27 protein-coding genes are annotated in these 26,589 nt (G+C 62.8%); 5 read left to right on the top strand and 22 right to left on the bottom strand.

What is annotated here, in order from left to right:
* Positions 1–73: 73 nt before the first annotated feature.
* The 5 genes from V1292_RS21570 to V1292_RS21550 all read right to left on the bottom strand — a co-directional run bounded on the left by V1292_RS21570 (position 74) and on the right by V1292_RS21550 (position 7,781).
* On the bottom strand, positions 74–691 hold the full coding sequence (locus V1292_RS21570) for a toxin-activating lysine-acyltransferase (protein ID WP_334374683.1): 618 nt from the start codon (positions 689–691) through the stop codon (positions 74–76).
* 696 nt (positions 692–1,387) lie between these two features.
* Positions 1,388–2,854 (bottom strand): HlyD family type I secretion periplasmic adaptor subunit, encoded by a 1,467-nt coding sequence (locus V1292_RS21565; protein WP_334374682.1) that lies wholly within the window; start codon positions 2,852–2,854, stop codon positions 1,388–1,390.
* Complete coding sequence (locus V1292_RS21560; RefSeq protein WP_334374681.1) at positions 2,851–5,037, bottom strand: type I secretion system permease/ATPase; 2,187 nt, start codon at positions 5,035–5,037, stop codon at positions 2,851–2,853. Before V1292_RS21560 ends, V1292_RS21565 begins: the two co-directional genes overlap by 4 nt.
* A gap of 130 nt (positions 5,038–5,167) precedes the next feature.
* On the bottom strand, positions 5,168–6,184 hold the full coding sequence (locus tag V1292_RS21555; RefSeq protein ID WP_334374680.1) for an AraC family transcriptional regulator: 1,017 nt from the start codon (positions 6,182–6,184) through the stop codon (positions 5,168–5,170).
* Between the two features lie 634 nt (positions 6,185–6,818).
* Positions 6,819–7,781 (bottom strand): homocysteine S-methyltransferase family protein, encoded by a 963-nt coding sequence (locus V1292_RS21550; protein ID WP_334374679.1) that lies wholly within the window; start codon positions 7,779–7,781, stop codon positions 6,819–6,821.
* 221 nt (positions 7,782–8,002) lie between these two features.
* On the opposite strand from V1292_RS21550, the gene V1292_RS21545 reads away from it, so the two are divergent.
* A complete protein-coding gene (locus V1292_RS21545) occupies positions 8,003–8,734 on the top strand; it encodes a TetR/AcrR family transcriptional regulator (RefSeq protein WP_442895626.1) in 732 nt (243 codons plus the stop codon).
* 163 nt (positions 8,735–8,897) lie between these two features.
* Here V1292_RS21545 and V1292_RS21540 read toward each other — a convergent pair whose 3' ends face one another.
* From V1292_RS21540 to V1292_RS21520, 5 genes are all read right to left on the bottom strand, one after another.
* Complete coding sequence (locus V1292_RS21540) at positions 8,898–9,287, bottom strand: type II toxin-antitoxin system PemK/MazF family toxin (RefSeq protein ID WP_334374677.1); 390 nt, start codon at positions 9,285–9,287, stop codon at positions 8,898–8,900.
* Entirely contained in the window at positions 9,268–9,459 is a 192-nt protein-coding gene (locus tag V1292_RS21535; protein ID WP_334374675.1) for a hypothetical protein, read from the bottom strand. Before V1292_RS21535 ends, V1292_RS21540 begins: the two co-directional genes overlap by 20 nt.
* A gap of 561 nt (positions 9,460–10,020) precedes the next feature.
* The gene (locus V1292_RS21530; RefSeq protein WP_334377116.1) at positions 10,021–10,266 is read right to left on the bottom strand and encodes a GNAT family N-acetyltransferase; all 246 of its coding nucleotides are present in this window, start codon (positions 10,264–10,266) and stop codon (positions 10,021–10,023) included.
* An 825-nt stretch (positions 10,267–11,091) separates the two neighbouring features.
* Positions 11,092–11,436: a hypothetical protein gene (locus V1292_RS21525; RefSeq protein WP_334374674.1), complete on the bottom strand. Its 345-nt coding sequence runs from the start codon at positions 11,434–11,436 to the stop codon at positions 11,092–11,094.
* A gap of 304 nt (positions 11,437–11,740) precedes the next feature.
* On the bottom strand, positions 11,741–12,697 hold the full coding sequence (locus V1292_RS21520) for an alpha/beta hydrolase (protein WP_334374673.1): 957 nt from the start codon (positions 12,695–12,697) through the stop codon (positions 11,741–11,743).
* A gap of 958 nt (positions 12,698–13,655) precedes the next feature.
* On the opposite strand from V1292_RS21520, the gene V1292_RS21515 reads away from it, so the two are divergent.
* Positions 13,656–14,030 (top strand): hypothetical protein, encoded by a 375-nt coding sequence (locus V1292_RS21515; RefSeq protein ID WP_028345462.1) that lies wholly within the window; start codon positions 13,656–13,658, stop codon positions 14,028–14,030.
* A 13-nt stretch (positions 14,031–14,043) separates the two neighbouring features.
* Here V1292_RS21515 and V1292_RS21510 read toward each other — a convergent pair whose 3' ends face one another.
* The 3 genes from V1292_RS21510 to V1292_RS21500 form a co-directional block, all read right to left on the bottom strand.
* Positions 14,044–14,538, bottom strand: coding sequence for a hypothetical protein (locus tag V1292_RS21510; protein WP_334374672.1), 495 nt, complete (start codon positions 14,536–14,538; stop codon positions 14,044–14,046).
* A gap of 139 nt (positions 14,539–14,677) precedes the next feature.
* A complete protein-coding gene (locus tag V1292_RS21505) occupies positions 14,678–15,280 on the bottom strand; it encodes a hypothetical protein (RefSeq protein WP_334374671.1) in 603 nt (200 codons plus the stop codon).
* Positions 15,281–15,290: 10 nt separating this feature from the next.
* Positions 15,291–15,428, bottom strand: coding sequence for a hypothetical protein (locus V1292_RS21500; RefSeq protein WP_334374670.1), 138 nt, complete (start codon positions 15,426–15,428; stop codon positions 15,291–15,293).
* Between the two features lie 145 nt (positions 15,429–15,573).
* Here V1292_RS21500 and V1292_RS21495 point away from each other — a divergent pair, with 145 nt between their 5' ends.
* A complete protein-coding gene (locus V1292_RS21495; RefSeq protein WP_334374669.1) occupies positions 15,574–15,957 on the top strand; it encodes a VOC family protein in 384 nt (127 codons plus the stop codon).
* Between the two features lie 154 nt (positions 15,958–16,111).
* Here V1292_RS21495 and V1292_RS21490 read toward each other — a convergent pair whose 3' ends face one another.
* Positions 16,112–16,561 (bottom strand): hypothetical protein, encoded by a 450-nt coding sequence (locus tag V1292_RS21490; protein ID WP_334377115.1) that lies wholly within the window; start codon positions 16,559–16,561, stop codon positions 16,112–16,114.
* A 236-nt stretch (positions 16,562–16,797) separates the two neighbouring features.
* Here V1292_RS21490 and V1292_RS21485 point away from each other — a divergent pair, with 236 nt between their 5' ends.
* Positions 16,798–17,148: a GrlR family regulatory protein gene (locus V1292_RS21485; protein WP_334377114.1), complete on the top strand. Its 351-nt coding sequence runs from the start codon at positions 16,798–16,800 to the stop codon at positions 17,146–17,148.
* A gap of 137 nt (positions 17,149–17,285) precedes the next feature.
* On the opposite strand, the gene V1292_RS21480 is transcribed toward V1292_RS21485, so the two are convergent.
* Together V1292_RS21480 and V1292_RS21475 are read right to left on the bottom strand one after the other, a co-directional pair.
* Complete coding sequence (locus tag V1292_RS21480; RefSeq protein ID WP_334374668.1) at positions 17,286–19,964, bottom strand: PAS domain S-box protein; 2,679 nt, start codon at positions 19,962–19,964, stop codon at positions 17,286–17,288.
* A gap of 108 nt (positions 19,965–20,072) precedes the next feature.
* On the bottom strand, positions 20,073–20,843 hold the full coding sequence (locus tag V1292_RS21475; RefSeq protein ID WP_334374667.1) for a helix-turn-helix domain-containing protein: 771 nt from the start codon (positions 20,841–20,843) through the stop codon (positions 20,073–20,075).
* Positions 20,844–20,919: 76 nt separating this feature from the next.
* On the opposite strand from V1292_RS21475, the gene V1292_RS21470 reads away from it, so the two are divergent.
* Positions 20,920–21,342: a nuclear transport factor 2 family protein gene (locus tag V1292_RS21470; RefSeq protein ID WP_028345455.1), complete on the top strand. Its 423-nt coding sequence runs from the start codon at positions 20,920–20,922 to the stop codon at positions 21,340–21,342.
* Between the two features lie 7 nt (positions 21,343–21,349).
* On the opposite strand, the gene V1292_RS21465 is transcribed toward V1292_RS21470, so the two are convergent.
* The 6 genes from V1292_RS21465 to V1292_RS21440 form a co-directional block, all read right to left on the bottom strand.
* Entirely contained in the window at positions 21,350–22,267 is a 918-nt protein-coding gene (locus tag V1292_RS21465) for a DMT family transporter (RefSeq protein ID WP_334374666.1), read from the bottom strand.
* A gap of 85 nt (positions 22,268–22,352) precedes the next feature.
* On the bottom strand, positions 22,353–23,153 hold the full coding sequence (locus tag V1292_RS21460; protein WP_334374665.1) for an NUDIX hydrolase: 801 nt from the start codon (positions 23,151–23,153) through the stop codon (positions 22,353–22,355).
* A 4-nt stretch (positions 23,154–23,157) separates the two neighbouring features.
* Positions 23,158–24,111 carry a dihydrodipicolinate synthase family protein gene (locus tag V1292_RS21455; protein WP_334374664.1) on the bottom strand — a complete coding sequence of 318 codons (954 nt, stop codon included), beginning with the start codon at positions 24,109–24,111 and terminating at the stop codon, positions 23,158–23,160.
* A 71-nt stretch (positions 24,112–24,182) separates the two neighbouring features.
* Positions 24,183–24,635 (bottom strand): GNAT family N-acetyltransferase, encoded by a 453-nt coding sequence (locus tag V1292_RS21450; RefSeq protein ID WP_334374663.1) that lies wholly within the window; start codon positions 24,633–24,635, stop codon positions 24,183–24,185.
* Between the two features lie 27 nt (positions 24,636–24,662).
* Positions 24,663–25,541, bottom strand: a complete 879-nt coding sequence (locus V1292_RS21445; RefSeq protein ID WP_334374662.1) for an SDR family oxidoreductase — start codon at positions 25,539–25,541, stop codon at positions 24,663–24,665.
* A 122-nt stretch (positions 25,542–25,663) separates the two neighbouring features.
* Positions 25,664–26,524 (bottom strand): MaoC/PaaZ C-terminal domain-containing protein, encoded by an 861-nt coding sequence (locus V1292_RS21440; RefSeq protein ID WP_334374661.1) that lies wholly within the window; start codon positions 26,522–26,524, stop codon positions 25,664–25,666.
* Between the last annotated feature and the right edge of the window lie 65 nt (positions 26,525–26,589).

Raw genomic sequence — 26,589 nt, 5'->3', positions numbered from 1 at the left:
GTACCCATAGATTTCCGCGTTGGGATTGATCTCGAACGATTGAAAACCAAAAGCTGAATTCAACGATCGGCGGTCAGGCGTCTTTCGCTTTGCCCTCCGCCTCGCCCACCGGCCGCACCTTCATCTTCTCGAGCACCGCCGGGTCGACGAGCTGGCTGACGATCGGATGAATCCGCACCGGCTTGTCTTTCACGACCTGCTTGAAGTTCGCGAGCACGGCGGTGGCGACCTTTTGCGAGGGCGCGATGACGTCGAGCAGCCAAGTGGTCTCGCCGCTGTTCCAGTCCTCGGCCTTGAGGCGGACCGGAAACACGCGCGCCTGGATCTGCTCGCGTATCTTGGCGTCGACCTCGTCGGACACGCTGGCCCAGATCGCGATGCCAGCGGTCTCCTCGACCTTGCCCTCGCCGCCCGCCTTCGCGATGGCGATGCGGTCGCGGGTCATCGGCTCGACCACCAGATGCATGACATCGGCCAGGGTCTGGTTGCGATAACGCGGCAGGTTCAGCATCGCGAGGACCACCTCGCCGACGCCGGCCTGGATCCTGGTCTTGAACGCGCTGATCTGCGCCAGCAATTGCGGATCGAGCGCGCGATCCGTCGGGCTCGCCTGCTCGGCCGCAGCCCCGCCGTTGATCCCGTTCAGCGCCGGCTTGCCGGCTGCCGCCTTCTCGTTCGCATTCTTCGCCACAGGCCTGTCCTCCCGCAAGTTTCAATCCGCCCAACGGGGCGTGTCGTGATCATCGGGCATGTGAGGCTGCCGCAGCGGCCTGCGGCCCGTCCGGGCCGCCGATGTGCCGGCACGAGAAAACCGTTCACCTGCATGGTTCCACGCGCCTCGCCCTCCCCATTCGACCTGACCGGCCGAAACGGGAAAACAGGCGTATCGTTCCTGTCGCAGGTGTCGGAAACAGCCCCACTGCCCCTCCTTCGGCGTTCATTGAACATTAACCCGCCACAACCTCAAGACGAAAAGGCGACGCACGCCAAAAATGTTGCGCGATTTGTCCGTCCGATACGCTTTGTGTCTGTTTACAACTGCCGGCCCGGGGAGCTCAGGGCCTTCTTGGGACGGAAACTCAGGCGTTCCTTCCCTTCCGTAAGCGAGGCTCCGAGCGGGCGCGGCATCGGCCGCAAAACGAATCTATGCCGTCATGCAACTGTCATTCAACGAGGCTTGACATCGCGTCTGCGGTGTCCTTGTCGGACACTCCGCTTTCGCGCATCGGATCATGGCCTCCATGATCCCCCGCGCTCATCGTCACGACCGCAACTCGGCCCCAGCCGCACCTTCATCTTCTCCAGCACGGCGGGATCGACGAGCTGGCTGACGATCGGACGGATGCCAACGGGCTTGTCCTTCACGACCTGTTTGAAGTTCGCGTCGTCACCGTTCCCGGCCCGCCTCGTCGAGGGCCTGCATGATCGGAGACAGCAGATATTGGATGATCCGCCGCTCGCCGGTCTTGATCTCGGCTTGCACAGAGAGACCGGGGCCCAGCGCCTGCTGGCGATCGCGGACGCGGATGCTCGTCTCCAGAAGGCGGATGCGCGCCGCGTAGACGAGGCCGGGCTGGACCGGCCGGTTCTTCTCGTCGCGCTGCGGCCCATTCGATTGCGATTGCGAGAGATCGATCGCATCGCGGCTGATGCCCTCGACGATCCCCGGCACGAGCCCATGGTCGGTGAAAGGGAACGCCTCCAGCTTGACCCGCACGGGCTGACCTTCCCGGATAAAGCCGATGTCCTTGTTGAGGACATGGGCCTCGACCTCGATCTCGGCGCCGTCGGGAACGACGATCATCAGGGGCTGGGCCGGCTGCACGACACCGCCGATCGTCGCGACCACGAGCTGCTGCACCGTTCCGGCGACCGGCGCGCGCAATTGCAAAAACTCGCGCCGCCGTGTGGTCTTGCGCAAATCTTCGGCCGCAAGCTGGGCCTTGTCGCGGGCCTGGACCATCTCGGTCACGGCGGTCTTGCCGAACGTCTCGCGCAGCTTGCGGATTTCGGCCTCGAGCGCCGTCATCGCGGCGCGTGCCCGCGCGGCATTGGCAAGCTGCACGTCGACATTCTGGATATGCTCGATGCGCTGCTGCTCGTATTCGAGCAGCCTCAGGCGCGCGAAATTGCCCTGTTCGGTAAGCAGCCGGCGGGCTTCGAGCGACTGATCGACGAGCGGGAGCGTGAGACGGAGTTTATTGATCTCGACCTCGGCCGACGTGAGCTCGGCCGCGCGCTGCGCGATCTGCTGCTGGAGGCTCGCGACCTGCGCCTCGTATTCCGCGATACTGGCACGGACGAATTGCTCTTCCACCGCGAGCGTCGCGACGGGCGTATCGTCCGGCGCGACAAAGCCGGTCGGCCGGCCGTCGAGATAGGCGAGGAGAGCCGCGTTGCGGGCCTGGATGACCTTCGACGCCTGCAGGTTCTGGCGCGCCTGCGCCTCATCGGCTGTCGCGAGCGTCGGGTCGAGTTCGACGAGAAGCTGGCCTTCTTCGACATGCTGGCCGTTGGTGACATGGATGGCGCGCACCGAGCCGATCTCCATCGGCTGGATGGTCTTGACCTTGCTCGACGGGATGATCTTGCCGCTCGCCACCGCCACGACGTCGACCGTGCCGATGACGGACCAGACCAGAGCGGCGGTGAAGAAGCCGCAGGTCATCAGCAGCAGCATGCGCAGGCCGGGGCTCGGCGGCTTCTCCATGATCTCGAGAGCGGCCGGCAGGAACTCGTGATCGGAAAGTGGCCGTCTGTTGCGATCGGCCTCGTTCTGCATGCTCCAGCTCGTCCGCAGCACGGCCCAGTGCTTGGCAAGCGTCGGAAAGCGATCGGCCACCCAGGCGGTCACGTGCTACGCCCCATTTGCTTGGTATAGAGCTGGGCGTAGCGGCCGCCCGATCGAAGCAGCGTCTGGTGATCCCCGGTTTCGGTGATTTCGCCGGCCTCGACGGTGACGATCCTGTCGCACTGGCGCACGGCGGAGAGACGGTGCGCGATGATGATAACAGTGCGGCCGCGAGCAATGCCGGCGAGGTTATGCTGGATGACTTCCTCGCTCTCGGCGTCGAGGGCGCTGGTCGCCTCGTCGAGGATCAGGATGCGCGGATTGCCGATCAGCGCGCGAGCGATGGCAATGCGCTGGCGTTGCCCGCCCGAGAGATTGCCGCCCCGCTCGTCGATCACCGTGTCGTAGCCGTGCGAGAGCCCGAGGATGAAGTCGTGCGCGCCGGCGAGCTGGGCGGCTGCGATGACCCGCTCCATCGGCATGGTTGTGTCGGCCAGCGCGATGTTTTCGCGCACCGAACGGTTGAACAGGATGTTCTCCTGGAGCACGATGCCGATTTGCCGGCGCAGCCACGCCGGGTCGACCAACGCGAGATCGACACCGTCGACCAGCACCCTGCCCTGCTCCGGAACGTAGAGACGCTGCACCAGCTTCGTCAGCGTCGACTTGCCCGAGCCGGAGGGCCCGACGATACCGATCATCTCGCCCGGCTGGACGGCAAGCGTGATTCCGCGCAGAGCCTCCGGCGCGTCGGGACGATAGCGGAAACGAACCCGATCGAAGTTCACCGCTCCCTTGATCGGAGGAAGGCTTGCGCGGTTTGGATTGTGATCGGGCTCGGCCGGCGCGTTCAGCACGTCTCCGAGCCGGTCGACCGAGATGCGGACCTGCTGAAAGTCCTGCCAGAGCTGGGAGAGGCGCAGGATCGGTTGTGCGACACGCCCAGAGAGCATGTTGAAAGCGACGAGCGACCCTACCGAGAGGTCGCCGGCAATCACTGCCTTTGCTCCGAAAAACAGGATCGCAACCGTGGTCAGCTTGGACACCAGCTGGATGAGATGGCTGCCCCAGTTCGCAAGCGTCGCGACCTGAAATCCGGTGCTGGTGTAGCCCGCGAACTGCTTTTCCCATTTCGCCCGCATCTGCGGCTCGACCGCCATCGCCTTCAGTGTGCCGATGCCCGTGACGCTTTCGACGAGGAAGGACTGGTTCTCCGCGCCGCGGCGGAATTTCTCGTCGAGACGGGCGCGCAGCGTCGGCGTTATGAGGATGGAGATGGCGAGATAGAGCGGGATCGACAGTGTGACGATCAGGGTCAGCAACGGGCTATAGGCGTACATGACCGCGAAGAAGACGATCGTGAAGAAGAGATCGATCACGACGGTGACGGCGTTCGAGGTAAGGAACTCGCGGATGCGATCGAGCTCGCGCACTCGGGCGACGCTGTCACCGACGCGGCGTGCCTCGAAATATGACAGCGGCAGGTTGAGAAGGTGCCGGAACAGCTGCGCCGAAAGCTCGCTGTCGACGCGATTGGTGGTGTGAGCGAACAGCCAGTTGCGCAGCGCTGACAATCCGGTTTCGAAGATCAGCACCGCCGAGAGCCCTACGGCCAGCACGTCGAGCGTCGTCAGCGACTGATGGACGAGCACCTTGTCGATGACGAGCTGGAAGAAAATGGGCGAAATCAGCCCCATCAGTTGCAGGAAGAAGGACCCGATCAGGACGTCGCGCAGCGGCCCGCGATATTTCACGAGGGCAGGAATGAACCAGCTGATGTCGAAGGGGCGCGTAGCGCCGGCCATCAGCTCACGCGTCGTCATGAGGAGCAAACGCCCGGCATATTTGCCATCGAAATCTTCCGCCGACCACACTTCGGGGCGTTCGCCATCGCCGCGCTGGATCAGGAAGCGCGTCCCGTCCGGCTGCTGGTCGACCTTGAGCAGGATGGCAGCCTCACCGTCTTTCAATTCGGCGAGCGCCGGCAACGGCACCTTGTGGAGTTCCGCAAGGGCGACAGGCTTGATCCTGGCGACGATGTTCAGACGCTTGGCGATCCTGGCAAGATCTTCCAGGCGGTAGCCTTCACCTGGCGCGCCGTGGTCATGGGCGATCTGCGCCGGATCGGCCGGGACACCGAGGAATTTGGCGACCAGGATGAAGGAGAGGAGCGACACCGGGAACGCGGGACGATTGCCGCCCGTTGGCTCCGCAGGCACGTAACGAGTATCGGCAACTATATTCATGATCCAGACGTCACACCCAGCCAGCACATTCCGGGTTCCGGCGGACAGTCGTGCAGGATTTTGTCAGCCTCCCGTCGTTCAATGATTCGCGCAGAAAGGGAAAGCAACGCATAGGATCTCGGCGCCGTCATCACTGCGCGCCCTTTCGAGCCACGGCGAAAGGACTGACGCCATAGGCTTCGCGGAAGTAGCGGCTGAAGCGGCCGGCATTGGTGAAGCCCCATTTGAGGGCGATGTCCTCGATCGGAAGAGCTGAATTTCTGACAAGATCTCTGTGGGCTCTCTCGAGCCGGACTTGGCGCTGGTAGGCAGCAATGGACATGCCGGCGAACTGCCGGAATCCGGCCTGCAGCGAGCGCAGGCTGACGCCTGAAATCGCGGCAAGTTCGGCCCCGCTCGCGGATGCGTTCGGGTGCTCCGCGATAAAATCGAGCACGAGTTTTACGTGACGCGGTGCGATAGAAGCCGAAGGTTTGTGTAGGGCCTTTGAATAGCTGTGGGGCCAGGCCTCCAAGATCATGTCGAGGAACATCTCATGGAGACGGTGGACTGTGAGCGTTCCGACGTCGAGCGCTGGCCGGAATTCGACTCCCGTCGCAAACTCGACAAGCGCCTGAAGGCCCTGCAATCCGGGGATTCCGGCATTGACCACGGGTTCGAAGAGTGGCTTCTCGACAATCGGTCGCCCGAGCAAAATCGACAGTCTCTCAGCGAGAAGCGGACGAGAGATCACCACGCCGCGCTTGGCAAAGTTGCCTGAAAAAGTCATCGACCGGTAGGCGAAGCCCTCGGCCGCGATCGCCTTGGTGGTCGTGCCGAGATGCCGCTCTCTTCCCAGGTCGACAAGCATGTGGCCATGGACGGGAAAGTAGAAAAACACACCGTCGTAGAGGTGCTGCGGGACGAGGCTGAAGTCGCCCGTGTAACGCGTGCGGCTGAAGTCGATTCCGGCATAGGCGCCGTAGGTCCCTGACACGGCACTGAGCGGCGCCACATCAATGGGCAGGATTTTGACAGGGGAGAAGCGACGCGAGAGCAGGTCGGCAAGCGCGCCGGGGTCACCCAACTCGAAATTGACGACAACCTGCGAGGTCGGCGAGCCGACCGCGCCGTAAAATAGCTGTCTCTTCTTTTTATCCCCCAGCATTAATCACAAAAAAGCAAGCATTAATCACAACAAAGCGTGGCACGCACAGGTTGCATATCGATCGGATGGCCTAGCGTCTGTCGGGCGTATTATTCAAAAGGTCACTCTGGTTGTATTGGTGGCTGGCTACGATCCGATGACGCGCAAGCTGAACGCGCACTGCTGAAGAGCGCGACCCTGCGGACGCGTCGACGCGCTCGTCGCAACCATCGTCGACAAATGCCGCACCGGACAGATTCGGAAACAAGCAACCTCACAACTACACGAACTTCCGCCCGTTGCGGTTGCACCTTATCGTTGTCCTGTGGGGCACGCAATTTCCCAGTCGATGGCCATGCTCGATTTGGTCAACCTGAGGTGAAGATTTAATCTCTAATCTCTCAGGCAAGAACAGCGTTCGTTCACTACGCCTTCCACCGGCGACGATATGTTCGTGTCGATCACTCGCGTTCACGCTGTGCAGGCCGCTCAGCATGCGGCAACTTGCCACGGTAGGATTATGGTGGTTTGGTACCAGTGGTTGCAGGCAGCGTGAGGCAATGAGGGAAATTTGCCTGCACCATGCGTGAGATGCGCTCCTCACAAGCCTCGGCCATAGCTTGAACACCAGGAGACGGGCGCATTGGATACTGATCTAGGCGGGAACGCTGCAGGCCAAGCCAATGCACTCTATGTGACGGTGGTCTGTTCCGCAGCAGCCGCCAAGCACGTTGATGTGCGGGAATCGCCGCGACAGATCGGCATATTGAACGCCGAGCTCCACAGGATTGCCTGCGTCCAGCTCGGTCGCGTTGTCGAGCTCCGCATGGGTGCGCCGCGACGAATTGGCCCGCAGGCCGCGCAAACGCTTCATCCATGGTGCGTCGGGATCCAGCGCGCCTTCAAAATGCGTGGGGTGGGCGCAGTTGATCATGTAGTAGGCCGATGCCCGACCGGTCGCCGCGTCTAGCGCTTCAACTACGTCGGCCAGACTGTCGCCGGTTGGCAGCCGGCCATCTGTCTCGACCGTGAAGGAAATGACACACGGTATTTGCGCCGCTTGCGCGGCGCGCGTGACACCGAGCGCCTCGTTGAAGTTGTTCATCGTGAATGCTGAAACCATATCAGCGCCGGCGTCACGCAGAACGCTAACTTGCCAACTATGATAAGCTTCGGCCTCGTTGACGCTCATCACCTTGCCCGGATCATAGCCATCGCCGCGCGGACCGATACAGCCACTGATGACAATGGGCGTCCGCTCGTTCTCGTAGGCTTCGCGCACTTCGCGCATGAGATGGATGGCGGCATGGTTGAGACGTGCCAAGGCATCCCGGCCGTAGCCGATCTTTGCTCCCCACTCGGGATTGGCGCGCCAAGTCGGGCTTTCCAGGACAAAGCCTACCCCGTGATTGACTGCTAGAGGGACATACCGATCGAAATAGGCGCGCAGCGCCGCTCGCCCACGCTCGCTCTCAAGCAACGTGAAGGCTTGGAACATTGGTAGATCCCAGCCTTCGTGGAAAATCAGCGTCGTCTCTAACCCTCCATCGGTCAGGAACCGGCGGCCATCGAGCTGGGGCAGCCGGTGACGATACTTCGCGCTTGCGAATGTCGACATGCTCGCCTCTCCTCTTTCACCATGCCTTATGGCAATGATTGGCAGCGAAGATGCGATCAGCGCGCCTCGATTCCTAGAAGACTCGCGGTGCAGCAGGGAACCCGCGAAAGAAGTAATCGTTTGGGTAGGTGAATGCCGGCGGACCCGAACGTAGATCGCAGCTGCAAGTGTCAACTGGACTCATGGTGCAGTTCGACCGGATAGGTACCTGGAGCGATGCCATGCAGGAGCTTCAGCACCGCAAGCGCAGTGACACCCGAGACTACATCCTCGATGTTGCCGAGGCTGCGATCCTCGAAAAGGGCCTCGCCGGCACATCGATCGACGAGCTCATCGCAGCCGTGGGCATCACCAAGAACGGCTTCTTCTATCACTTCAAAGACAAGAGCGAACTCGCGAAGGCCCTGCTTGTCCGCTATGTCGAACGCGAGGACACGCTATTCGATGATCTCTTTCGCCGTGCCGATCAACTCGATGAGGACCCGCTGCACGGCTTCCTGATCGGCCTCAAGATGCTCTCGGAGGCGATGGCGGATTTGCCGAGCGGCCATCCGGGCTGTCTCGTCGCCGCCTATTGCTATCAGGATCGGCTGTTCGACCGGGAGGTGCGCGATCTCTACACGTCGGCCATGCTAGGATGGCGGCGGCGGTTTCGCGAGCGCCTTGATCTGATCGCAGCGCGCTACCCCCCACGCATTGTTGTCGATCTCGACCATCTGGCAGACATGCTTTCCGCCATTGCCGAGGGCGGGATCATCGTTTCCAAGGTGCTCCGGCAGAAGAAGGCGCTATCTGAACAATTGATGCTGTACCGCGAATTCATCCGTGCGGTCTTTCTCGGGGCGAGAAGGGCTGAACACGGTACGTCACGTCAATCCCGGAATCGATCGGCACCGCCGCCATCGAAGAGTGACGGGACCACCTTGCCACATCGGGAAGACAGCCGCGCATGAGACAGGAGTGCAAGATCGCAGACCGTCGTAGATTTGCCAATTGGAGCGCGTGGCGGGCTGCGGCATCATAGCGGCGCGGCGCACGAATAGTGCCCATCTTCATCGTGGCGCGCCATTCTACGATTTTGCACGATATTGTTTCCGGGCGTCGGCAAATGCCGCATCAAGCCGCCGACAACCGTACGTCAATCTTGCTGTCCGGCGCCTGGACCAGAAGCATCGTTAATCCGCGAGCCCCAAGACAAACGCCAAAGCAACTCCGAGCCATGTCTTGGTTGCCGAGATGCCCGATCCTCTGCCCGATCCGTTCACGTCTCACGGTGACCGGCTTGTCGGCCATCACCAGCGATTTGAGCCGCAATCCGTTTTCGGGGTTAGGTTCGATGGTGACGCGGAAATCCGGAGCATCGGCCAGATCTGAAGTTAACTGGCAGATTACCACTGAAGCATGGCTCTCCGGAAAGGCATCAGTCTGCACGATAACGGCGGGACGGGGCGTGCCATAGTCACCGGCCGCCGCAACGATCACCAGATCACCGCGTCGCATCTGCATCAAACTCGGAGACCGATTCGATCCACTTCAACACGTCGCGCTCGCGATCCAGGTCGAGGCCGGCGACCTGCTTCGCCACCCGTCGTCGCACCGCCCGCGAACGCGGGTCGGCAACGACGAGACGCAGCTCGCGCAGCCCCCGTGCGCGCCGCCGCTGCCGCATCAACTTCATCCTCTCGGAAGCCGCAGCCCAATCATATGCTCGATGACGGCAGCATCGCTGCTACGCGGGACCGTTGGACGACGAGCATTCGCTGGTCACGGACCGAACGAACTGGGGCCGCCGAAGCCGCTGTGCTCAGCAGGTGGTCGTAATGGTTTTGGCGCGCCTTGGATATTCGCGGTCGGAATTGCGCGTCGGTGGCGAGAATATCAGAGTGCGGAAGCGGAAACGTAGTTATCACTTTCATCTACACTGGGGGCGCCATTTCTAGGCCAGAGCACGCCACGACGCCCTGGAGCAAACCCCCTCTTGGCGCTAAGGACTGGTGTGCCGACCTGGATTGCCAACGTGAACAAATGCGGGATCAACGCTAAGCGCCGAAACGATGGCGCTGCCCATATGTCCACGACCGCCGGCGACCACGATTTTGTAAGGCGCCGTCATTTTTCACTCATACCGGGAAAGCCAGGTAAAGCGGCAGTTCGCGTTGCGACCTTTGCGACGCAGCGGGACAGGACCATATGCTTCTACTCCTGGCGCGAGAGCCGCGGATTGTCATTGCAATCGCCATTATCGGCGCCACAGGAGATAGCGGACGGTCTTCATTCCATCGTCGATGGTTGCCCTTCCGACTTCTCGAAAACCTTGCGCTGAATGAAATCTATCTGACTCGGGATTCGGCGGTTGCACGTTGACCTCGCAGACAATGCAGTTGTGGCCACGCTCCTCAGCTCGCGTGAACAGGTCGGCGTACAGTATCCGAGCCAGACCCTGGCCTCGGCGCTCCTTGGCGACGACGACACGGTCGACGTACAGAAACCGGTCGTAGCGGCTCCGAAACCATTTGAAGTGGATGCCGTCGTATCGTCTGTCTGCTCGAACGCCAGAAGGAACGCCTGACCGGGCTCAATGAACGTCGCGACGCTCGCGGAGCCAATCATTCGTTCGAACCGCTCCGCCGATAGTAATGATGTCTCGCGGGCGCTTGCATTGTTCAGACAAAGCAATGCGTTACGCGGCGAACGGGGACCATGAAGGTCGAGAACCTCTGGAAGCAATTTGCCTCCCCTGTTGATCGGTTCCGGAAGATAGCATCACGGGATGGGGCGGCCAGTCGCAAGGACTGCCAACTGACTTCACCCCATGCTGCACCACACCCGCTCAGACGGGCGCCGTAAGAAGCCAAGCGGCATACCGCGATCAGGAACAAATCCAGATGATCGCAACCGCAATCGGAATACCCAAACCAAGTGCGCCGAAAATCGCCGGGACGAAATCGGACAGCAGGCGTATGCCAGATGATGACATGACGTTGCTCCTTGGAGCCCCGCGAGCCTCTGCTCGCCCCCAAGATGAACGGTCAATTGCGCCTTCGGATTACGGTCCTTGGCGACTCTCTATGAAGCGGCAATGCTGGGGCGTTATGGTTAACAAGTGGTTAATCGAGACAAGGATAAGTTTGCAGACCGCGCCTTGAAGGCGCGCCGCTTGATCGTGAATCGTGTGCCGGCGCTGCCCACGTCGCTTTGACCAAATTCCGAAAGAGCGCCTCGCCGGCATCGTCGGCTGCTCCCCGGTACCGCCCGCCTTCAAGGAGTGGCGCCCATTCGACGCCACTCCCTTCAGCGGCGCATGCGCCGATCAGAACGAGCAGCCATAGGCCGTGAGCGATGCCTTCGTTGCGTCCAGGGTCTGCTTGCAGGTCGCTTCCATGGTCGCCTTGGTCGACGGATTCTTGGCCATGTCGACCCACGCCTTGCGCGTCTGGTCGATCTGCGTCTTGTACATCGCGCGCTGTGCCTCGGGGACCTTGGAGACGACGCAGGCGTCGTATTTGGTCAGGAAGTCGTCGCAGGAAGCGATGCCCGTGCTCTGCGCGTGAGCCGTAGTGACGCCCGCGAGCAACGCGACGCCCACCGCGAGTGATAGCACCTGTCGACGGTTCGCGCTCGAACCTGCCTCGGCCTTGGATGTTACTTGACGCATGATTTTTATTCCTCTGTAACAACTGAACAATTGGATCGCCGGCAAGGCCCGCTGTCGCCCAGATCTCCCCGATCGACTCGCAAAGCATCGTGCGCCGACAACCGGTCGGCGTTGCGCACGTTGAGCAATTCAAGCGCTGAGTAGTTCGAGGCGAGACCGGGCACCACGGTGCCGGCCACGAATAAATGTTCCGTCAATTTGGCGAGATTATGGGTGACAACACGGTGACGTTGTGATGGCCGCTTGCCGGCGATGGACGGGCGCCATCATGTTGCCGTGCGATGCCGTTGCGCCGAAGGCGAGCTCACGCGGCCGAGGTATCGATCGAGCGGCGTATCACCTTCCGTACCTCGGCATTGGATAGGAACAGATCGTGGTTGATGATGCCCCAGCCTGAATCGGACGCATCGATGACGCGCACGCCGAGCTGCTCGATGGTGGCCTTCTCGGCGGCGCCGACCCGCGTCATCCCGCCGGCCAATCGTCCCGACAACGCAAGCGCGCGATCATTCGTTGAAGCGACGACGGTTATCTTGCGGGTGAGCGGTCCGATATTCTGGGTCGCCGAAGAGAACACATCCATATCGATGTCCGGTGAGGCGAACACCACGGCCCCGATCTTGCCGGCAACGCTGTCGCCATATCGCGCATAGAGCTGACGCAGCCCTTCGAGGGTCAGCATGGTGCCCATGCTGTGCCCGACGATGTGAACGCGGCCGACGCTCGGGGCAGTGGCGAGGGAATGCAGCACGCGCTCGAAGGCATCGCGGGAGTACATCGCACTATCGCGGTCGTAGGCGTAATCGAACAGTCCCGCCTTGGACGGCCAGGAGAACACCATCGTCTGGCCGCGGAATCTGATGCCGTCGGCGAGGTGCGCGGCATCGAGCGCCGCCGTCTCGAACGTCTGCTTGAAACCGTGCACGTAGATCAGCACGTCCGAGCCGCCGCTGGTTTGCCCGAGAAGATCACCGACCTCTCCCGATACCGGCTCGACCGTATCGAGACGCCAATCGCCAAGTCCGGCTGCGGCGAGCGAGAAACGATTCTCGTCGGGCGGCACCAGCTTCGCCCGTGCCACGATCATCTTCGAAGCCCGCTCCGGCCCGAACCACGGTTTCGCGCGCCCGCCACTCACCGGCTTGCGCGTGGTTGCGACGAGCAATGTCGGCTCCACCGAGAGCGACGAGGCGTCGTAACGCGCGCCCGTCGCGCCAAGGCTGGCGCATCCGCCGAGCGCAAGCGCGCTGGCCGAAGACACAATTCCGCGCAGGAATGCGCGGCGCGACCTAAAAGTCTCGTTTTGCTGCAAATGTCGGATGATCACGTAGGACCTTTGGGAACATTGCCCCGTAGCACCGCCCCCGCACGTCTCCTGAATTAGGATGGCGAGAAAAGGGCGGGCCGATCGCTGACACGGATGGTTCCGGTTCCGTCGCGATTCTGTGATCGCGGGTCGGCGCGACGAAACCATTCTGCTCCGCCGCGAAGCGCTCCGGAAACAAAGAGCCGCTAGGGTCCCAAGATCAAACAAGGGGTTAGATCATGTTGGTATCGGTCCTCAACCTCATCTATCGCGAATTTCTCAAGCGTGCCCTTCCCGGCATGGCAATACAGGGAGGAAGGCCATGACCGAGGTCGTGACGGCATTCCTCGTCTTCGTCAGCATCGGCATATTCCTGGCCCACGCATTTGACGCCTATCGCCTACGCTAGACCTGCACCTGAGCCCCACTGATGCGATTGCTCGCGAGATCAGGCGGGGTTTTCAGGGACGCAAAGCGCGCTCTCCCCAACGGGCCCCATCCTTTGGGACGATGATCACGTCGCGGTCGGGGAATTTTTTTAAACAGTTCCGCCGGCTGGCCGAAATTCGCGGCGAGGATGCGCGCAGGGTCCGCTGCCGACATTCTCGATCGAATGGCCACTGTAGCCGACGTCGCGTCGCCCTTCTGCAATCGCTCGGTCTGGTAGCGCCGCCTCGCCATCGACGACGCCAATGCAGCGTCCGCAGCGCGCCGACAACGGGCGAAGGGCCCGGCTGCCCCCACCAAACCGTCGCAGGCTCAATTGAATGGCTATTAAATCAACGGGTTAGACAGACGCTCGGGGATGATGCTAGAGAACGCAGGCGCCCAGCGGGATTTTCGATTCCGAGGGTCGGGAGTTGTGGTTCTCCCAGCGGCGCTGGTTCAGCTTACGGCTATTCGGACATTTCATATGAGAAAGATCATCCTGACGCTGGCGATCCTGTATCCGGCGGCGGCGCTGGCTCAGGGAACGAGTACCCCGGCCGGCCCGGCCAATCCTCCCACCATTGGCGGCAAACCGCTGGTTGTGGTCGGGGCGAAGAATCCGACGGCGGGCAAGAAAGAAAAGCCGTTGTCGGTCGCCCAAAAGTTGCAGGCCTGCCAGGATATCGACGACGCGACCAAGGAACGCCTGAATTGCTACGACGCCATTTATGCGCCACAGCCCAAACCAAAGGCGCCGGCGGCGAAGGGCGTCAATGACTGCCGCTTCGTCAAGGAGGAAGACGAACGGTTGACCTGCTATAATGGTTTTGCGGACAAGATTCCGAAGCTACCGCGCTAAATCAGGCGGGCGCTTACCAAGTGTTCCAGCTCGGGCCACCGAAGAAGCCAAATTGTGACTGCTGCGCGACCCGCATTTGCGGCGGCTGCGCGAACTGCATCGACGGCGGACGGCTTCTTGCCACCTTGCGCTTGCGCTGGACCGGCGGCTCCGGCTTCTTCGCCTCCGCCGGGACGTACTGGGCAAACGTCTCCCGCGCACGGGCCTGAGCGGCGGTGTCGGCCGAGGCAGGGGCTGCGGCGGGGGTCACGGCAGGCGCAACGGCCTGGGCGGTCACGGACGGCGGCGGAACAATGGTCGGAAGGCTAGTGTCAAAGACCACCCGCTCCGGCAGCTTCTGGTCGGAACGAATGCGCACTATGGTCTTGTCGGCCGAAGAAACGGTCTTGTCGACCGAAGAAACGGCCTGGCTGGCCACGACCGCCTGTTCTGGGACAAGCGCATCGATCGCCAACAACAGCGCGAGCAGCACTCCGCCGACAAACAGGAAATAACGCGTCACGGGCATTGGTCCTACTCCCCCGCGCGAACGCCGCGCGGTTCAACCCGCCCAACGGGCGATATACCGTTTAGTTCCTGCTCAACTTGCAAGGTTCAAAGGCGCAGGTCACATTTTGGAGATGAAAGGTGAGTTCGGCCGCACAGGGCTAAACGCGGCTGGCCGTCACCAGTGAACATTTCGCCTTATTCGCGTGGACGTTGACGAACCCGACCAGCATGCCTGCGTATCGCTTCCGGCTCTTCATATTCACGGTATCGGGAATGATCCGCCTGCGGGCGGTCAGATGGCTGCCGTCCCGGCGGATGAAATTGCAGGCGATCTCGATATCCCTCACCGCGTAGTCATTGGTGTTGCGAAGCGTGAAGGTCACCAGCGCTTTCGAGCCGAGCCCGCCCCTTCGCCATGACTGCGAGATGATTTTCAGACCGTCGAGCGGCGACGTGGCAGGAGCAACCGACTCTGGCTGCGCGATGTCGAGAGGCGCCGCGGCACCAACCGCCTGGTTGGGATCGGTAGAAACTGCTGACGGCCCGGGGCTCGGCAGAGCCGCCCGAGTCGCAGCCGGATCATCCGTGCGGGAAATGCCTTGCGTGACGCCGGCAACTTCAGACGGCGTCGCTGCCAGACGGCTTTCGGCATCGCTCGCTTGCGGGAGCATCAACCATATGGCGCATCCAACGATAGCGATCGCCGGCAGCACGGCAAGCCGCGCTTCGATTTTTCCGAACGACCACCCGGCGATTCTCATATCCTCGCCCTCACCCGGCAGCGTCGGCGATTGCCGTGCCGCGCATGAAAAAAGCCATACGGGCTTTTTCCCGTACGGCTTCTCTCACGACCGCCGCTGTACGGATCCCGCCGCCGTCAACAATCATCCAGAGCAGGAATGGTTTCATGCCACCTCGACAATATTGCGGCGGCGGTGCAAGGCTTGCAGGGTAAGGCTTGCAGGATAGAGTTGTGGATTGGCTGGCGGCTTCATTGCCGCGCGACGCAACCGACCTTCAGCGCCGCAACAACAATAATGGGAGACCGATCGAGATGCCGACCGTTACCTGGGACCATGTGCATTTGCGCAGCCCCGATCCCGAAGCGACTGCCGCCTGGCTCGAAGACATTCTGGGCGGCGAGATCGTCCGTGCCCCGGGGCGGCTCGACGTCAAACTCGGCGGCGCCAACGTGTTCATCGCACCCGTTGCCGTCAGCGACGGCGTCAACCCGCCACCGGTGACGCCCTATCAGGGGCTCGATCATTTTGGCCTGACGGTGAAAGACATCGACGCGGTCGCTGCCGAGATCAAGGCCAAGGGCGTCGAGTTCACGAAGGAGCCGACCACCATACGTCCTGGCGTTCGCATCTGCTTCATCCGTGGGCCGCAGGGCATTTCGATCGAACTGCTCGAACGCGACAAGAAATATACATGAGCGCCATTTGATTTGATCCTCATGGCGAGGAGCGCGGCACGCGCGTCTCCGGACGATGCTGCGCATCGCCAGGCGAACCATGAGGCCACAGACGGGCCTACATCCTTCGAGACGCCGCTGGCGCGCCTCACAAGGATGAGGGACTGATAGTCGCTCACGTCATCGATCCTGGCATGAAGCAGCGAATGCTCAATCCCTGATAGCCGCGGATCGGCCAGACCATGGTTCGCCCTACCCGGTTCGGCTCGGTGATGACGGCATCTTCAGGCACGTCGTGCCACTCGCCGTCGATGCGAACGCGGTAGTGCCCGCCTTTTGATTCCCAATCCACGTCGCTGACGGCGCTGCCGTCGGCGTCGGAACAGCACGGTCCCTTTCCGCTCCTTAGGCTGTCGAACCACTGCTTCAGCGGTGAGTTGGCATAACGGCCGTCAAGATCGCGGGCTTCGCTGGGAGCCGAAGCCAACGGCAACATCAGCAACACGCTGCCGATGATCAGCGGCTCTTTCCAGCGGCCCACACGCTGGCGGCCCATGGATTCACAATTGCTATTCGCTGCGTATCGATGCGGCACGTGGCCGCCTGAATTCATCCAGTTGGTCACCTGTTTCTCTTGCTCCAGCACCCGCCGGCCGGTGCAAGGAAAACTATGCATTTCGCGGGCCAACTCGAGTCGGTCCTCCGCACGTCATTCTCGTGTCACCTCCGAGCAGCATGCTCCAGATTTGCACCCTGTACGGGAATTGGCAGGCAACCTGACGCGTTGACGGTGCAGGCCACGCTTTGGCATAACTCCTTGACCGGCTTTCCGTGGGCGCGGACGCCGGCATCTGGGACGCCATGAAGAACGGGCTCTATTCGATCCACGTCACCCTGCTGGATGGGCGCACCGGCAAGGGCAGCGGCGTTATTCTGTTTCGGGATGGCCAGATTCTCGGCGGCGACGCCTATCTGTTTTACACCGGCAGCTACACCGTGAAGGGCGACACCTTCAAAGGCGAGGTCCTGGTGCAGCGTCACACCACCCCGCGCGACAACGACAATCCGCTGTTCGGCGGCCCCAGCCCGGTCGGCATCGGCGTATCCGGAACCTTCACGGACACCCGCGGCAGCATGAATGGAACCGCGCTCGTCGGCAAAGCGAGCCAGATCTTCGGCGCCACCTTGCACAAATTGGCTGATATCGACTAGAGCCCGGTTCTGATTGAATCAGAACCGGGCTCTAGATTCTTGTTTTGACGCGTTTTCTTGACGCGAACCGGTATCCACCCCGGATCAAGTCCGGGGCAGGCTTTCGCTTGAAAACGCTTTGGCCGCCGGGCGCGCGCCTATTCCGCCGCCTGCTCCAGCGGCGCCGTGCGCGGCAGGATCATCTGGATGCGCGTGCCGCCGCCCGGCTCGGAATCGAGGTCGAGCCGGCCGCCAAGGCGGGTTGTCACGATGCTGTAGACGATGTGCAGGCCGAGCCCGGTGCCGCCCTGATCGCGCCGCGTGGTGAAGAACGGATCGAAGGCGCGGCGGCGGACATCGAGGCTCATGCCGATGCCGTTATCTGAAAAGATGATCTCGACATTGTCCTTGCCGGACTCCCGCACCTGGATATCGACCGTGCCCGGCTTGCCGTCCGGGAAGGCATGAGCCACCGAATTGAGGAACAGGTTGGTGAGCACCTGTCCGTACGGCCCGGGATAGCTGTTCATCATCAGGTTCGGCTGACATTCGACGTTGAGCGTCAGATTGTGCTTGCGCAGGCCCGGCCGCAACGACATTACCACCTGCTCGGTGAGATCGCCGAGATCGAAGGTGCGCTGGTCCGAATAGTTGCGGTCGGCGGCGACCTGCTTGAACGACTGGATCAGCTCGGCGGCGCGGTTGAGATTGGCGACGAGCTGCGACGACGCCGAGCGGCTTGTATCGAGAAAATCGTTCAGGCTGGAACGCCGCAACTCGCCGCGGGCGACCTCCGCTGCAAAGTTCGACGTCTTTCGCTCCAACGCCGACGCCACCGTCAGGCTGATGCCGACGGGATTGTTGACCTCGTGGGCTACGCCGGCCACCAGCCGTCCCAACGCGGCGAGCTTTTCCGCCTCGATCAGCGAATTCTGCGTCTCACGCAGGTTCCGTAGCGCTCCCTCCGCCGCATCCTTGGCCTTGCGCATCTCGGATTCGACACGCTTGCGCTCCCCGATGTCGAGCGCAACCGTCACGATGTTCTCGATCTCGCCGGCCGCATCCAGGATCGGCAGCTTGTTGACCAGCCATTGCCGCATATGGCCGGACGCGTCCTTGTATTCTTCCTCGTAGAAGCCCAGTTCCTTGCCGACCGCCAGCACCCGCTTGTCGGGCTCGTCGGTCTTTTCCGCGCCGTAGCGCGACATCAACTCGGCGGTGGTGCGGCCGATCGCATACCCCGGCTCGACCCCGAAAATGCCGGCCATATAGCGGTTCATCAGGACGTAGCGGAGCTGCTTGTCCTTGACGTTGATGACCGCGGGCACGGTGTCGATCACCATTTGCAGCAGGCGGCGGCCTTCGGCGATCGCATCCTCGGCCCGCTTCTGGTCGGTGATGTCGCGCACCGTTCCTTCGTAGCGGATGATCTCCCCCGCTTCGTTGCGCACCGCGCTGGCGCTGTCGGAGAGCCAGAGCACCGCGCCGGTGCTGGTGCGAACCTGGTACTCGTATTCGCGGATCATGCCGTCGCGCTGCATCAGCCGCGCGTATTCCGCCCGCGCTTCGGGTTGAACGTAAACGGTATCCGCGATGTCGCCGATGCCGTTGATCAGATCCTGCGGCGTGGCATAGCCCATCATCCGCGCCAGCGCCGGGTTGGCGTTCAGCAGCGCGCCGCCGGGCGTCGTAACGTAAATTCCGTCGACCGAGGACTCGAACAGCTTGCGGTAACTTTCCTCCGCAAGCCGTTGTTCGGCGAGCGCACGCACCGCTGCCTCGCGTGCGGTGTCGGCGTCGACCAGCGTCTGCCGGAATATTTCAGCGGCGCGGGCGATATCGCCGATCTCGTTGTCCACGTCGGTCGCCGGGATCGAGGCGTTCTTCTCGCCGCCGGCCACCGCGCGGATCGAGGTTGCGATCGCGGCAAGCGGACGCACAGTGCGCCGAACCACCAGCAGCGACGCAAACAGTCCGATCAGGACGCCGGCCGTGCCGAGAACGATGCTCTGCCATTTCGCTTCCGTCAGGGTCCGCGCAAAATCGCGTGAGAGGACGCGCCCCCGCCGATCGCTGACGTCGCGCAACAATTCGGTGACGCGCTGGATCAGGCGGCCCTCCGCTCCGAGCACTTCCCTGTCGATGTCAGATATCTGCCGTTCGCGGATCGATATGTTGACGATCGCCAGCGCATAATCGTCGACGATCGCACGCAGCTTTGAGTCCGTGATCGTCATCGAGCGCATGCTTTCCGCAGCCTGTTCAGCCGCCGAAGGGTTATGCGCCAGCAACGCCGAGGCGATCCGGCTCTGGGTCTGAGCCAGGGCCGTCGCAAGGCGGGGATCGGATGCCTCGGCGATCGCCGTATCGAATTGCTCGCGCAAGGGCGGCAACGCGACGATCATCTCGGCGCGGCGGTTGATCAGCGCGGAAATCCGCTCGATGCCGGTGCGGTAGGTCGCCAGGCGCTCGGTAACGCCGTCGATCATGTCCTGCTGCTCTGGCGCCAGCTCCAGCCGTGTCTTCTTCAGGATCTCGCCCAGCGCGTTGGCGGCTTCGCCAACCTGAAGCGACTGGTTGCCGCGATCGGTGACGAAATCCCGCGCCGCGAGCCGCAATTCGTTCATGCGGCGGTCGATATCCTCGGCCAGATCGCCGACGCTCTGCAGCCGCTGCAGCTCGGCAAAGGTCGAATCGATGTGGCGGATGGCGATGACGCTGGCGGTCGAGGTGATGATGATCACCGCCAGCACCAGCATGAAACTGCCGAATGTCAGTTGGCCGATCGAAAGCGAGAACGATCGCGGCGGCGAATTCGGCGGCGTTTCAGCGGTCATGTGGGTCGGGGCCGGGCTCCAATCGGGCGCCAATATACGATGTATTTCGGGCCGTAGGGAACATGCCGCCGAGTGGTTAATGACGGTATATGGGCCGGATCACCTGGATCAGCCCGCCCCCGGCTTCAGGGCCTTCGCCAGGTCCGAGGGCATCATGCCGAACATGTCGCGAAATGCGCTGGAGAAATGTGCCGAGCTCGCGAAGCCGGCCGCGTGGGCGGCCTCCGTCAGGGATGCACCCTCGCCGCTGGCGCGGACCGCGGCACCCATCCGGTTCCAGATGCGGTAGCGCCGCAGCGGCACCCCGGTCTCTGCCTTGAACAAATGCAGGAAGCGTGACGGCGACAGGCCTGCGCGGGCAGCAAGGCTCGTCAGCCGGTGTGCGCGGTGCGGCTCGTCCCGCATATGCCGCAGTGCTCCGGCAATGCGCGCGTTGGGTTCAGCCTGCCCGCCGATACCCAATAGCCCGCCGAGGGATGCGCGCCCCTCCGGTGCCGCGATGCGGTTTTCGGCCAACCCCGTCAGGATATCGATCACAGCGGGCTCTTCCCGCAGATCGAAGGCTGCGCGCGGCGTCACTGTCGTCATCCGCGTGATCACCGCCCTGAGATCGCGTCCGAACGGATCGACGTAGAGGAAGGCCATCCGGCCCCGCTCGATGCGCAAATGGTGCTGGCTGTTGGGCAGGATCAGCACGCTGCGCGCTGCGCGATACGGCGTCGTGCAATCGCTCGGACCGTCAGCGACTTCCAGCCGCCCGTCGAGGCCGACGGCAAGAACGGCGGTCGCGTTCCGGTGCGGCGTCAGCCCGAAGGCCGGACCCAGATACAGCACGCGGGCGCCCCATCCGATCAATTTCGCTGCCGCCGTCTCGCCCATAGCCAGTTCCTGAAAGCCCCAAAGGTTCGGCCGGTTCAATCATTGCGGATGACAACGACCCACGAGATGGACAACGATGGCAAATAGCCGTTCTGAAATCGAGCCCAAAGCTGCGATTGAGCGCAACCGAGAGGCCCTCGGCCGCTATGCGAGCGCGTGGCTCGCCGGCGATCGTGCAGCACTTGCCGCCTGTTATCATAGCGACTTTACGCTGCATTATTTCGGCCGTAATCCGCTCTCCGGCGATCACAGGGGCAAGGTCGCCGCGCTCGCCGTCCTGGCTGAGGTCACCAAGCGCACCAGTCGTAAGCTGCTCGCCATTGTCGACGTCATGGCCGGACCCGAACACGGCGCGCTGCTAGTCCGCGAGCGCTTTGAGCGCGACAGCAGAACGGCCGAGGTCGAGCGGTTGCTGGTGTACACCGTGCGCGACGGACTGCTTTCCGAATGCTGGGTCTACGACCAGGACCAGGCGCTGGTCGACGCCTTCCTGGCGTGAAGCCGATTCACGCCGCCGCGGCGGACCGCTTCCGCTCCGGGATCGTCATCGCGGCGACGCCGACGACGACACAGGCAAGGCCGATCCAGGCGGTCGAACTCGGCTGCTCGCCGAGAAAAACCACGCCCACCGCGACACCGATCGGCACCCGCAGATAGGCCTGCGCGGTGGTGCCGACCGAGCCCAAGGTTCGGATCAGGCGAAAATAGATCACGAGGGCGAGTGCCGTGGAAAACACCGCGAGCGCGACCAGCGCCAGTATCGAGCTGGTCGACGGCTGCAGCGTCCATGGCCGCTCCGCGACCAGACTCACCGGAATCAGCAGCGCCGCGCCGCACAGCAACGATCCGGCCGCGGGCACAATCGGATCGAGATCCTTAAAACCCCGGCCGAGGATCGCCGCGCCAGCGTAGCAGATGGCGGCAAGTACCATCACGATCTGGGCGGCCAGCTCCTCGCCGAAGCCGGAGAGCGCCTGCACGCCGACGATCAGGCAAATGCCGGCCATCCCGGCGATGACGCCGAGCAGCTTTCGTGACGTCACAGCCTCATGGCGCGTGACGGCCAGTGTCAGGAAAAACGTGAATATCGGCGCGGTGGAATTGAGGATGGTTGCCACCCCCGCGTCCAACGCCTGCGCTCCCCAGGCAACCATCGTCCACGGGATCACGCTGTTGAGGCAGGTCTGAAACAGGAAGCGTCGCCAGGTCGCGGCATCAACCGGTATTCTCACACCGCGCCAGCGCATGATGGCCAGCAGCAGCAATCCGGCAATCAGCGTGCGGCACGCGATCAATGTGATCGGCGGAATCGTCGCCACGCCGATCCTGATGAATGTGTACGAGGCACCCCACAGTGTCGCCAACGCCAGCAGCAGTGCCAGTTCGGTCGCCGTGCCCGCAAGTCGCGGATGTGCTTCTGCCATGCTTCGCCGGCCCGTTCTCAATTGCCTTCGAAGCAGAGTCTACCGCGCGGACATACATAGATACTTCGTTACCCGTCGAACTATGCTAGCCGACCGAGCCGACCTCGAATACCTCGCCGTCATAGCCGGCTTCGGGGGGAATGCGGAGCTGGCGGCCGCCATTGTTCCGGGTCATGACCGGCGTCACGGTGACGACCGATTTGCCTCTGGAGTCGTCGAGCGCAGCTTTCACGCTGGCCTGCTTGCCGAGCTTGATCAGGTTGCGGGTGGTCGGGAACGGCAGCTTGAAGCGCCCGCTCTCGCCGCCCTCCAGCGCCTCGCGCGGCGACACCCAGATCGAGTCGGTGGATTCCCTGCCGTCATGGGCGCCGACCTGCTCGGGTGGCGCGGCGGCAAGGAAGAACCAGGTGTCGAACCGCTTGGGCATGCCCTCCGGGGTGATCCAGTGGGCATAGGGCACGAGCTCGTCGAGCGCCAGCACCATGCCGTTGTCGGCCAGTACGTTGAGGAAGGTGATCTTGCTGTCACAGAGGTCGGCGCGATGTGCCGCCTCGATCTCGCTGGCGCGCTTGGCATCGATCAGCGCCGTCGCCCCCTTGGGCCGTGCCAGCAGGATGCCGCTCTCCTCAAACGTTTCGCGGATCGCAGCAATCCGAAAGCTCAGCGTCGCCTCATCGAGCCCCTCGCCGCCCGAATAGAGCTCGGGCCGCGCGATGATCTCCTTGTCGCCCTTGTCGACACTGCCGCCCGGAAATACCAGCGCGCCGGAATTGAAGTCGATCTCATAATGGCGAACCATCATGAAGACCTCGATTTCCCTGGCGTCTGCGCTGTCGCGCAGCAGCAGGATCGTGGATGCAGGACGCGGGGCGACGGCTTCGGCCATGTGACTAGCCCGCCGCACTGGATTGCGGTTGCAGATTGGCGCGGCGGTCGACGCGCGCGACCCGCGACAGCAGATAATCGACTTCGGCCTTTGCTGTTGCCGTAATCGTCGCGCCCGGCTTGCGCTGCGCGCTGGAGGAGATGATGCCGCGCTTCTGCAGCACGTATTTGCGCACCGACAGGCCCGCGCCTGGCTGCTGCTCGTAGCGGATCAGCGGCAGATGCGCATCGAACAGATCGTGCGCGGCGTCGCGCTTGCCGGCCTTCGACAGCTTCACAACGTCGATCAACAGTTCCGGGAAAGCGTAGCCGGTCATGGCGCCGTCGGCGCCGCGCTCCATCTCGAAATCGAGGAACAGCCCGCCATTGCCGACCAGGATTGAGAGCGGCCGCAGCGAGCCGTCCTTCTGGAAGTTTCGGAGCGTCGAGATCTTCTCCAGGCCCGGCCAGTCCTCGTGCTTGAGCATCACGCAGGACGGGCTATCCATCACGATTTTGCGGATCACGGCGGGCGTGAAGATGACGTTGAGCGTCAGCGGATAGTCCTGCAGCACCCAGGGAATGTCGTCGCCGATCGCTTCCTGCGCCTGCTTGAAATAGCCCGTGATCTGTTCGTCGGTGCGCAGATGCGGCGGCGGAGCGATCATCACGCCAGCGGCGCCGGCATCCATCGACGCCTTCGCCAGCGAACGCATCGAGGCAAAACCCGGCGCCGAGACGCCGACGATGATCTGCATGTTTTTGGCGCGCTTGACGAAGCGGATCGCCACCTGCTCGGCCTCATCAGCATCGAGTTTCGGCGCCTCGCCCAAAATGCCGAGCACGGTGACGCCGTCGCAGCCGACTTCGGCGTAGAAGTCGGTCAGCCGGTCGATGGACTTCTCGTCAATGCGGCCGTCATCGTGGAACGGCGTCGGCGCAATCGCGAAGGTGCCTGCGGCCTGGGCGGTGAGTTTCATGATTACCTTCTTTGGCAGGGGCTAACGGAATGGAACATCTGCGGCATGGATACCACCAACTAACCTATGCCTCAAAGCGGCAGATTGAGCCTCGGAATGAGCCTGCCCGGGATGGAGCCCGATGGAACAAGGCCGTCGTCGACGGCTCCCATGCGGCGGTAAAAGTCGGCCGCGTCAGGATCAGCCTCGATGACCAGCGCCGTAGCGCCGGCCGCGCGGGCGGTGGCTTTGGCCCAATCGAGCAGCTTTCGGCCCGCACCAGTGCGCAGCAAGGCCGGTTCAACAAACAGTTTCTCAAGCTGGGCCGTGTCGCCGCTGGACTTCACCTCCGCGATGCCTGCGAGACGGCCGTTCAGCTCGGCGACCTGCACCTGGGACGCCAGAATGGTCGCCGGTGTCAGCGTGAGCTCCTTGCGGCAGGCTTGCATGAACGTGTCGTCATATCCCCACACGGCTTTGGAGCGCAGGCACAGCTCGGTGAGAGCAGGCCCTTCTTCCGGACGTGCAGGCCGCAACGCGAGCATGGCGGGCCTCTCCTCTACCGGGACGAACTAGAACCGGCGTGCGCCCATCTTGATCTGCTCCTCGGAGAAGAAGATCTCCTTGGCATGGGTCACGATGTCCTCGGCCTTCCAGCCCGTGAACGGCGGCTTCCAGCCTTCCATTTCCATCATCCGCATCTCGCGAACCCCGCGCGGGCCGGAGACGCCGAGCACCTTGCCGGTCTGGTCGCCCGACAAATCGCTGACCATGTACAACACGGCCGGCGCGATGCCGTCAGGCCCGAGCGCGGCGCCGGGGTTCTCCTTATAGCGCGGCAGGCCTGCGGTCATGCGGGTCAGCGCGCCCGGGGCCAGGGTCCAGACCCGGATGTTGTACTTGCGGCCTTCGATCGCCAGCACGTTTGACAGTCCCCAGATACCGCCCTTGGCGGCGCCATAGTTGGTCTGGCCGAAATTGCCGATCAGGCCCGAGGTCGAGGAGGTGTTGACGATGACGCCGCCGCCGTTCTCGCGCATCCATTTGAACACCGGCTGGGTGCAGCAGAACGTGCCTTTGAGATGCACCCTGATCACCTTGTCCCAATTGGCCTCCTTGGCCTTGGCAAACGTCTCGTCGAGCAGGATGCCGGCGTTGTTGACCAGGATGTCGGCGCGGCCGAAATTCTTGATGGCGTCGTCGAATACCGATTGCCCGCCGGCCATTGTCGAGATGTCGGCGCCATTGGCGACGGCGCGGCCGCCCTCTTCCTTGATGGAATTGACCACCTTCTGCGCCATGGAGACGTCGGCGCCGGAACCGTCGCGGGGACCGCCGAGGTCGTTGACCACGACCGCTGCGCCCTCGCGCGCGAACAGTTTGGCGTAGGCCTCACCGAGCCCGCCGCCTGCACCGGTGATGATGGCTACCTTGCCGTCGAGCAATCCCATGGTGTGTTCTCCCTGTTGATTTCGTCATTCCGGGGCAGCCCGCAGGGCTGAACCCGGAATCCGGAGATTGTGGCGCGAGATTCCGGGTTCGCGCTTCGCGCGCCCCGGAATGACAGAGTGCTCTAACCCAGCACCGTCTTGCCGCTCTTGATCACCGTGACGCCGCGCGACTTCACCTTGGCCTCGAACGAGATGACGTTGCCGTCCTTCCACATCTCCATCGTCACAGTCTCGCCGGGATAGACCGGCGAGGAAAACCGCGCGACGTGCTGCTTGAAGGCGGACGGATCGTAGTCGGCGTAGGTCTGCAGCACGCCGCGGCAGGTGATGCCGTAGGTGCACATGCCGTGCAGGATCGGCCGCGGAAAGCCGGCCTTCTTCGCAAACTCGGGATCTGAGTGCAGCGGGTTGCGGTCGCCGCACAGACGATAGACCAGCGCCTGGTCCGGCCGCGTCGTGATGTCGACGATCTTGTCGGGCGCCCGGCTCGGCACCTGGTGCGGTTCGGGCTGGCCTTCGGAAGGTCCGCCAAAGCCGCCGTCGCCGCGGGCGAAACGCGAGGCGACCAGCGTTGCGAGCTTGTCGCCGTTCTCATCCTTCAGCACGGTCTGGTGCCGGATGACGGCGCCCTTGTCCTTGCCCTTGTCGAAGACGTCGAGCACGGTCGAGTCGGCCGTGATCTTGGCCGCGCTCGGCAGCGGCTTGTGGAAGGTGATGTCGCGCTCGCCATCGACCACCATGACACGGTTGAGGTTCATTTCACCGGGGCTTGAGCCCCAGGCTGCCACCGAGGCGAAGGTCGGCACGACCTTGAGCGGACGCGGCGTCAGCGTGCCTTCATTGACGAAGGCGAGTTCGTTCTCATCCATCGGATCGGCGCCCATGCCGATGCCGTAGGCGTAGAGCATCACCTCGCGGTCGGTATAGGCGTATTTCTGGCCAAGATTTTTCAGGGCCATGAGCTGTTCGTAGTTGATCGGCATTTCGTTTCTTCTCCCCGAACCTCTTTTGCTGGCGCCCGTTACAGCGCCCTCTCCCCTTGCGGGAG

This window comes from Bradyrhizobium sp. AZCC 1719, from assembly GCF_036924525.1.
Classification (GTDB): Bacteria; Pseudomonadota; Alphaproteobacteria; order Rhizobiales; family Xanthobacteraceae; genus Bradyrhizobium.
Note: the sequence above shows the minus strand (reverse complement) of the source record. Positions and strands in the feature narration are given on the sequence as shown.

Coding starts and splice junctions, on each gene's coding strand:
- V1292_RS21545 (WP_442895626.1), top strand. CDS start 8,003: ATGCAGGAGCTTCAGCACCGCAAGCGCAGTGACACCCGAGACTACATC.
- V1292_RS21500 (WP_334374670.1), bottom strand. CDS start 15,428: ATGAAACCATTCCTGCTCTGGATGATTGTTGACGGCGGCGGGATCCGT.
- V1292_RS21495 (WP_334374669.1), top strand. CDS start 15,574: ATGCCGACCGTTACCTGGGACCATGTGCATTTGCGCAGCCCCGATCCC.
- V1292_RS21475 (WP_334374667.1), bottom strand. CDS start 20,843: ATGGGCGAGACGGCGGCAGCGAAATTGATCGGATGGGGCGCCCGCGTG.
- V1292_RS21470 (WP_028345455.1), top strand. CDS start 20,920: ATGGCAAATAGCCGTTCTGAAATCGAGCCCAAAGCTGCGATTGAGCGC.
- V1292_RS21455 (WP_334374664.1), bottom strand. CDS start 24,111: ATGAAACTCACCGCCCAGGCCGCAGGCACCTTCGCGATTGCGCCGACG.
- V1292_RS21505 (WP_334374671.1), bottom strand. CDS start 15,280: ATGAGAATCGCCGGGTGGTCGTTCGGAAAAATCGAAGCGCGGCTTGCC.
- V1292_RS21480 (WP_334374668.1), bottom strand. CDS start 19,964: ATGACCGCTGAAACGCCGCCGAATTCGCCGCCGCGATCGTTCTCGCTT.
- V1292_RS21510 (WP_334374672.1), bottom strand. CDS start 14,538: ATGCCCGTGACGCGTTATTTCCTGTTTGTCGGCGGAGTGCTGCTCGCG.
- V1292_RS21535 (WP_334374675.1), bottom strand. CDS start 9,459: ATGAAGTTGATGCGGCAGCGGCGGCGCGCACGGGGGCTGCGCGAGCTG.
- V1292_RS21525 (WP_334374674.1), bottom strand. CDS start 11,436: ATGCGTCAAGTAACATCCAAGGCCGAGGCAGGTTCGAGCGCGAACCGT.
- V1292_RS21555 (WP_334374680.1), bottom strand. CDS start 6,184: ATGCTGGGGGATAAAAAGAAGAGACAGCTATTTTACGGCGCGGTCGGC.
- V1292_RS21450 (WP_334374663.1), bottom strand. CDS start 24,635: ATGCTCGCGTTGCGGCCTGCACGTCCGGAAGAAGGGCCTGCTCTCACC.
- V1292_RS21550 (WP_334374679.1), bottom strand. CDS start 7,781: ATGTCGACATTCGCAAGCGCGAAGTATCGTCACCGGCTGCCCCAGCTC.
- V1292_RS21485 (WP_334377114.1), top strand. CDS start 16,798: ATGAAGAACGGGCTCTATTCGATCCACGTCACCCTGCTGGATGGGCGC.
- V1292_RS21515 (WP_028345462.1), top strand. CDS start 13,656: ATGAGAAAGATCATCCTGACGCTGGCGATCCTGTATCCGGCGGCGGCG.
- V1292_RS21465 (WP_334374666.1), bottom strand. CDS start 22,267: ATGGCAGAAGCACATCCGCGACTTGCGGGCACGGCGACCGAACTGGCA.
- V1292_RS21560 (WP_334374681.1), bottom strand. CDS start 5,037: ATGAATATAGTTGCCGATACTCGTTACGTGCCTGCGGAGCCAACGGGC.
- V1292_RS21460 (WP_334374665.1), bottom strand. CDS start 23,153: ATGGCCGAAGCCGTCGCCCCGCGTCCTGCATCCACGATCCTGCTGCTG.
- V1292_RS21445 (WP_334374662.1), bottom strand. CDS start 25,541: ATGGGATTGCTCGACGGCAAGGTAGCCATCATCACCGGTGCAGGCGGC.
- V1292_RS21440 (WP_334374661.1), bottom strand. CDS start 26,524: ATGCCGATCAACTACGAACAGCTCATGGCCCTGAAAAATCTTGGCCAG.
- V1292_RS21540 (WP_334374677.1), bottom strand. CDS start 9,287: ATGCAGATGCGACGCGGTGATCTGGTGATCGTTGCGGCGGCCGGTGAC.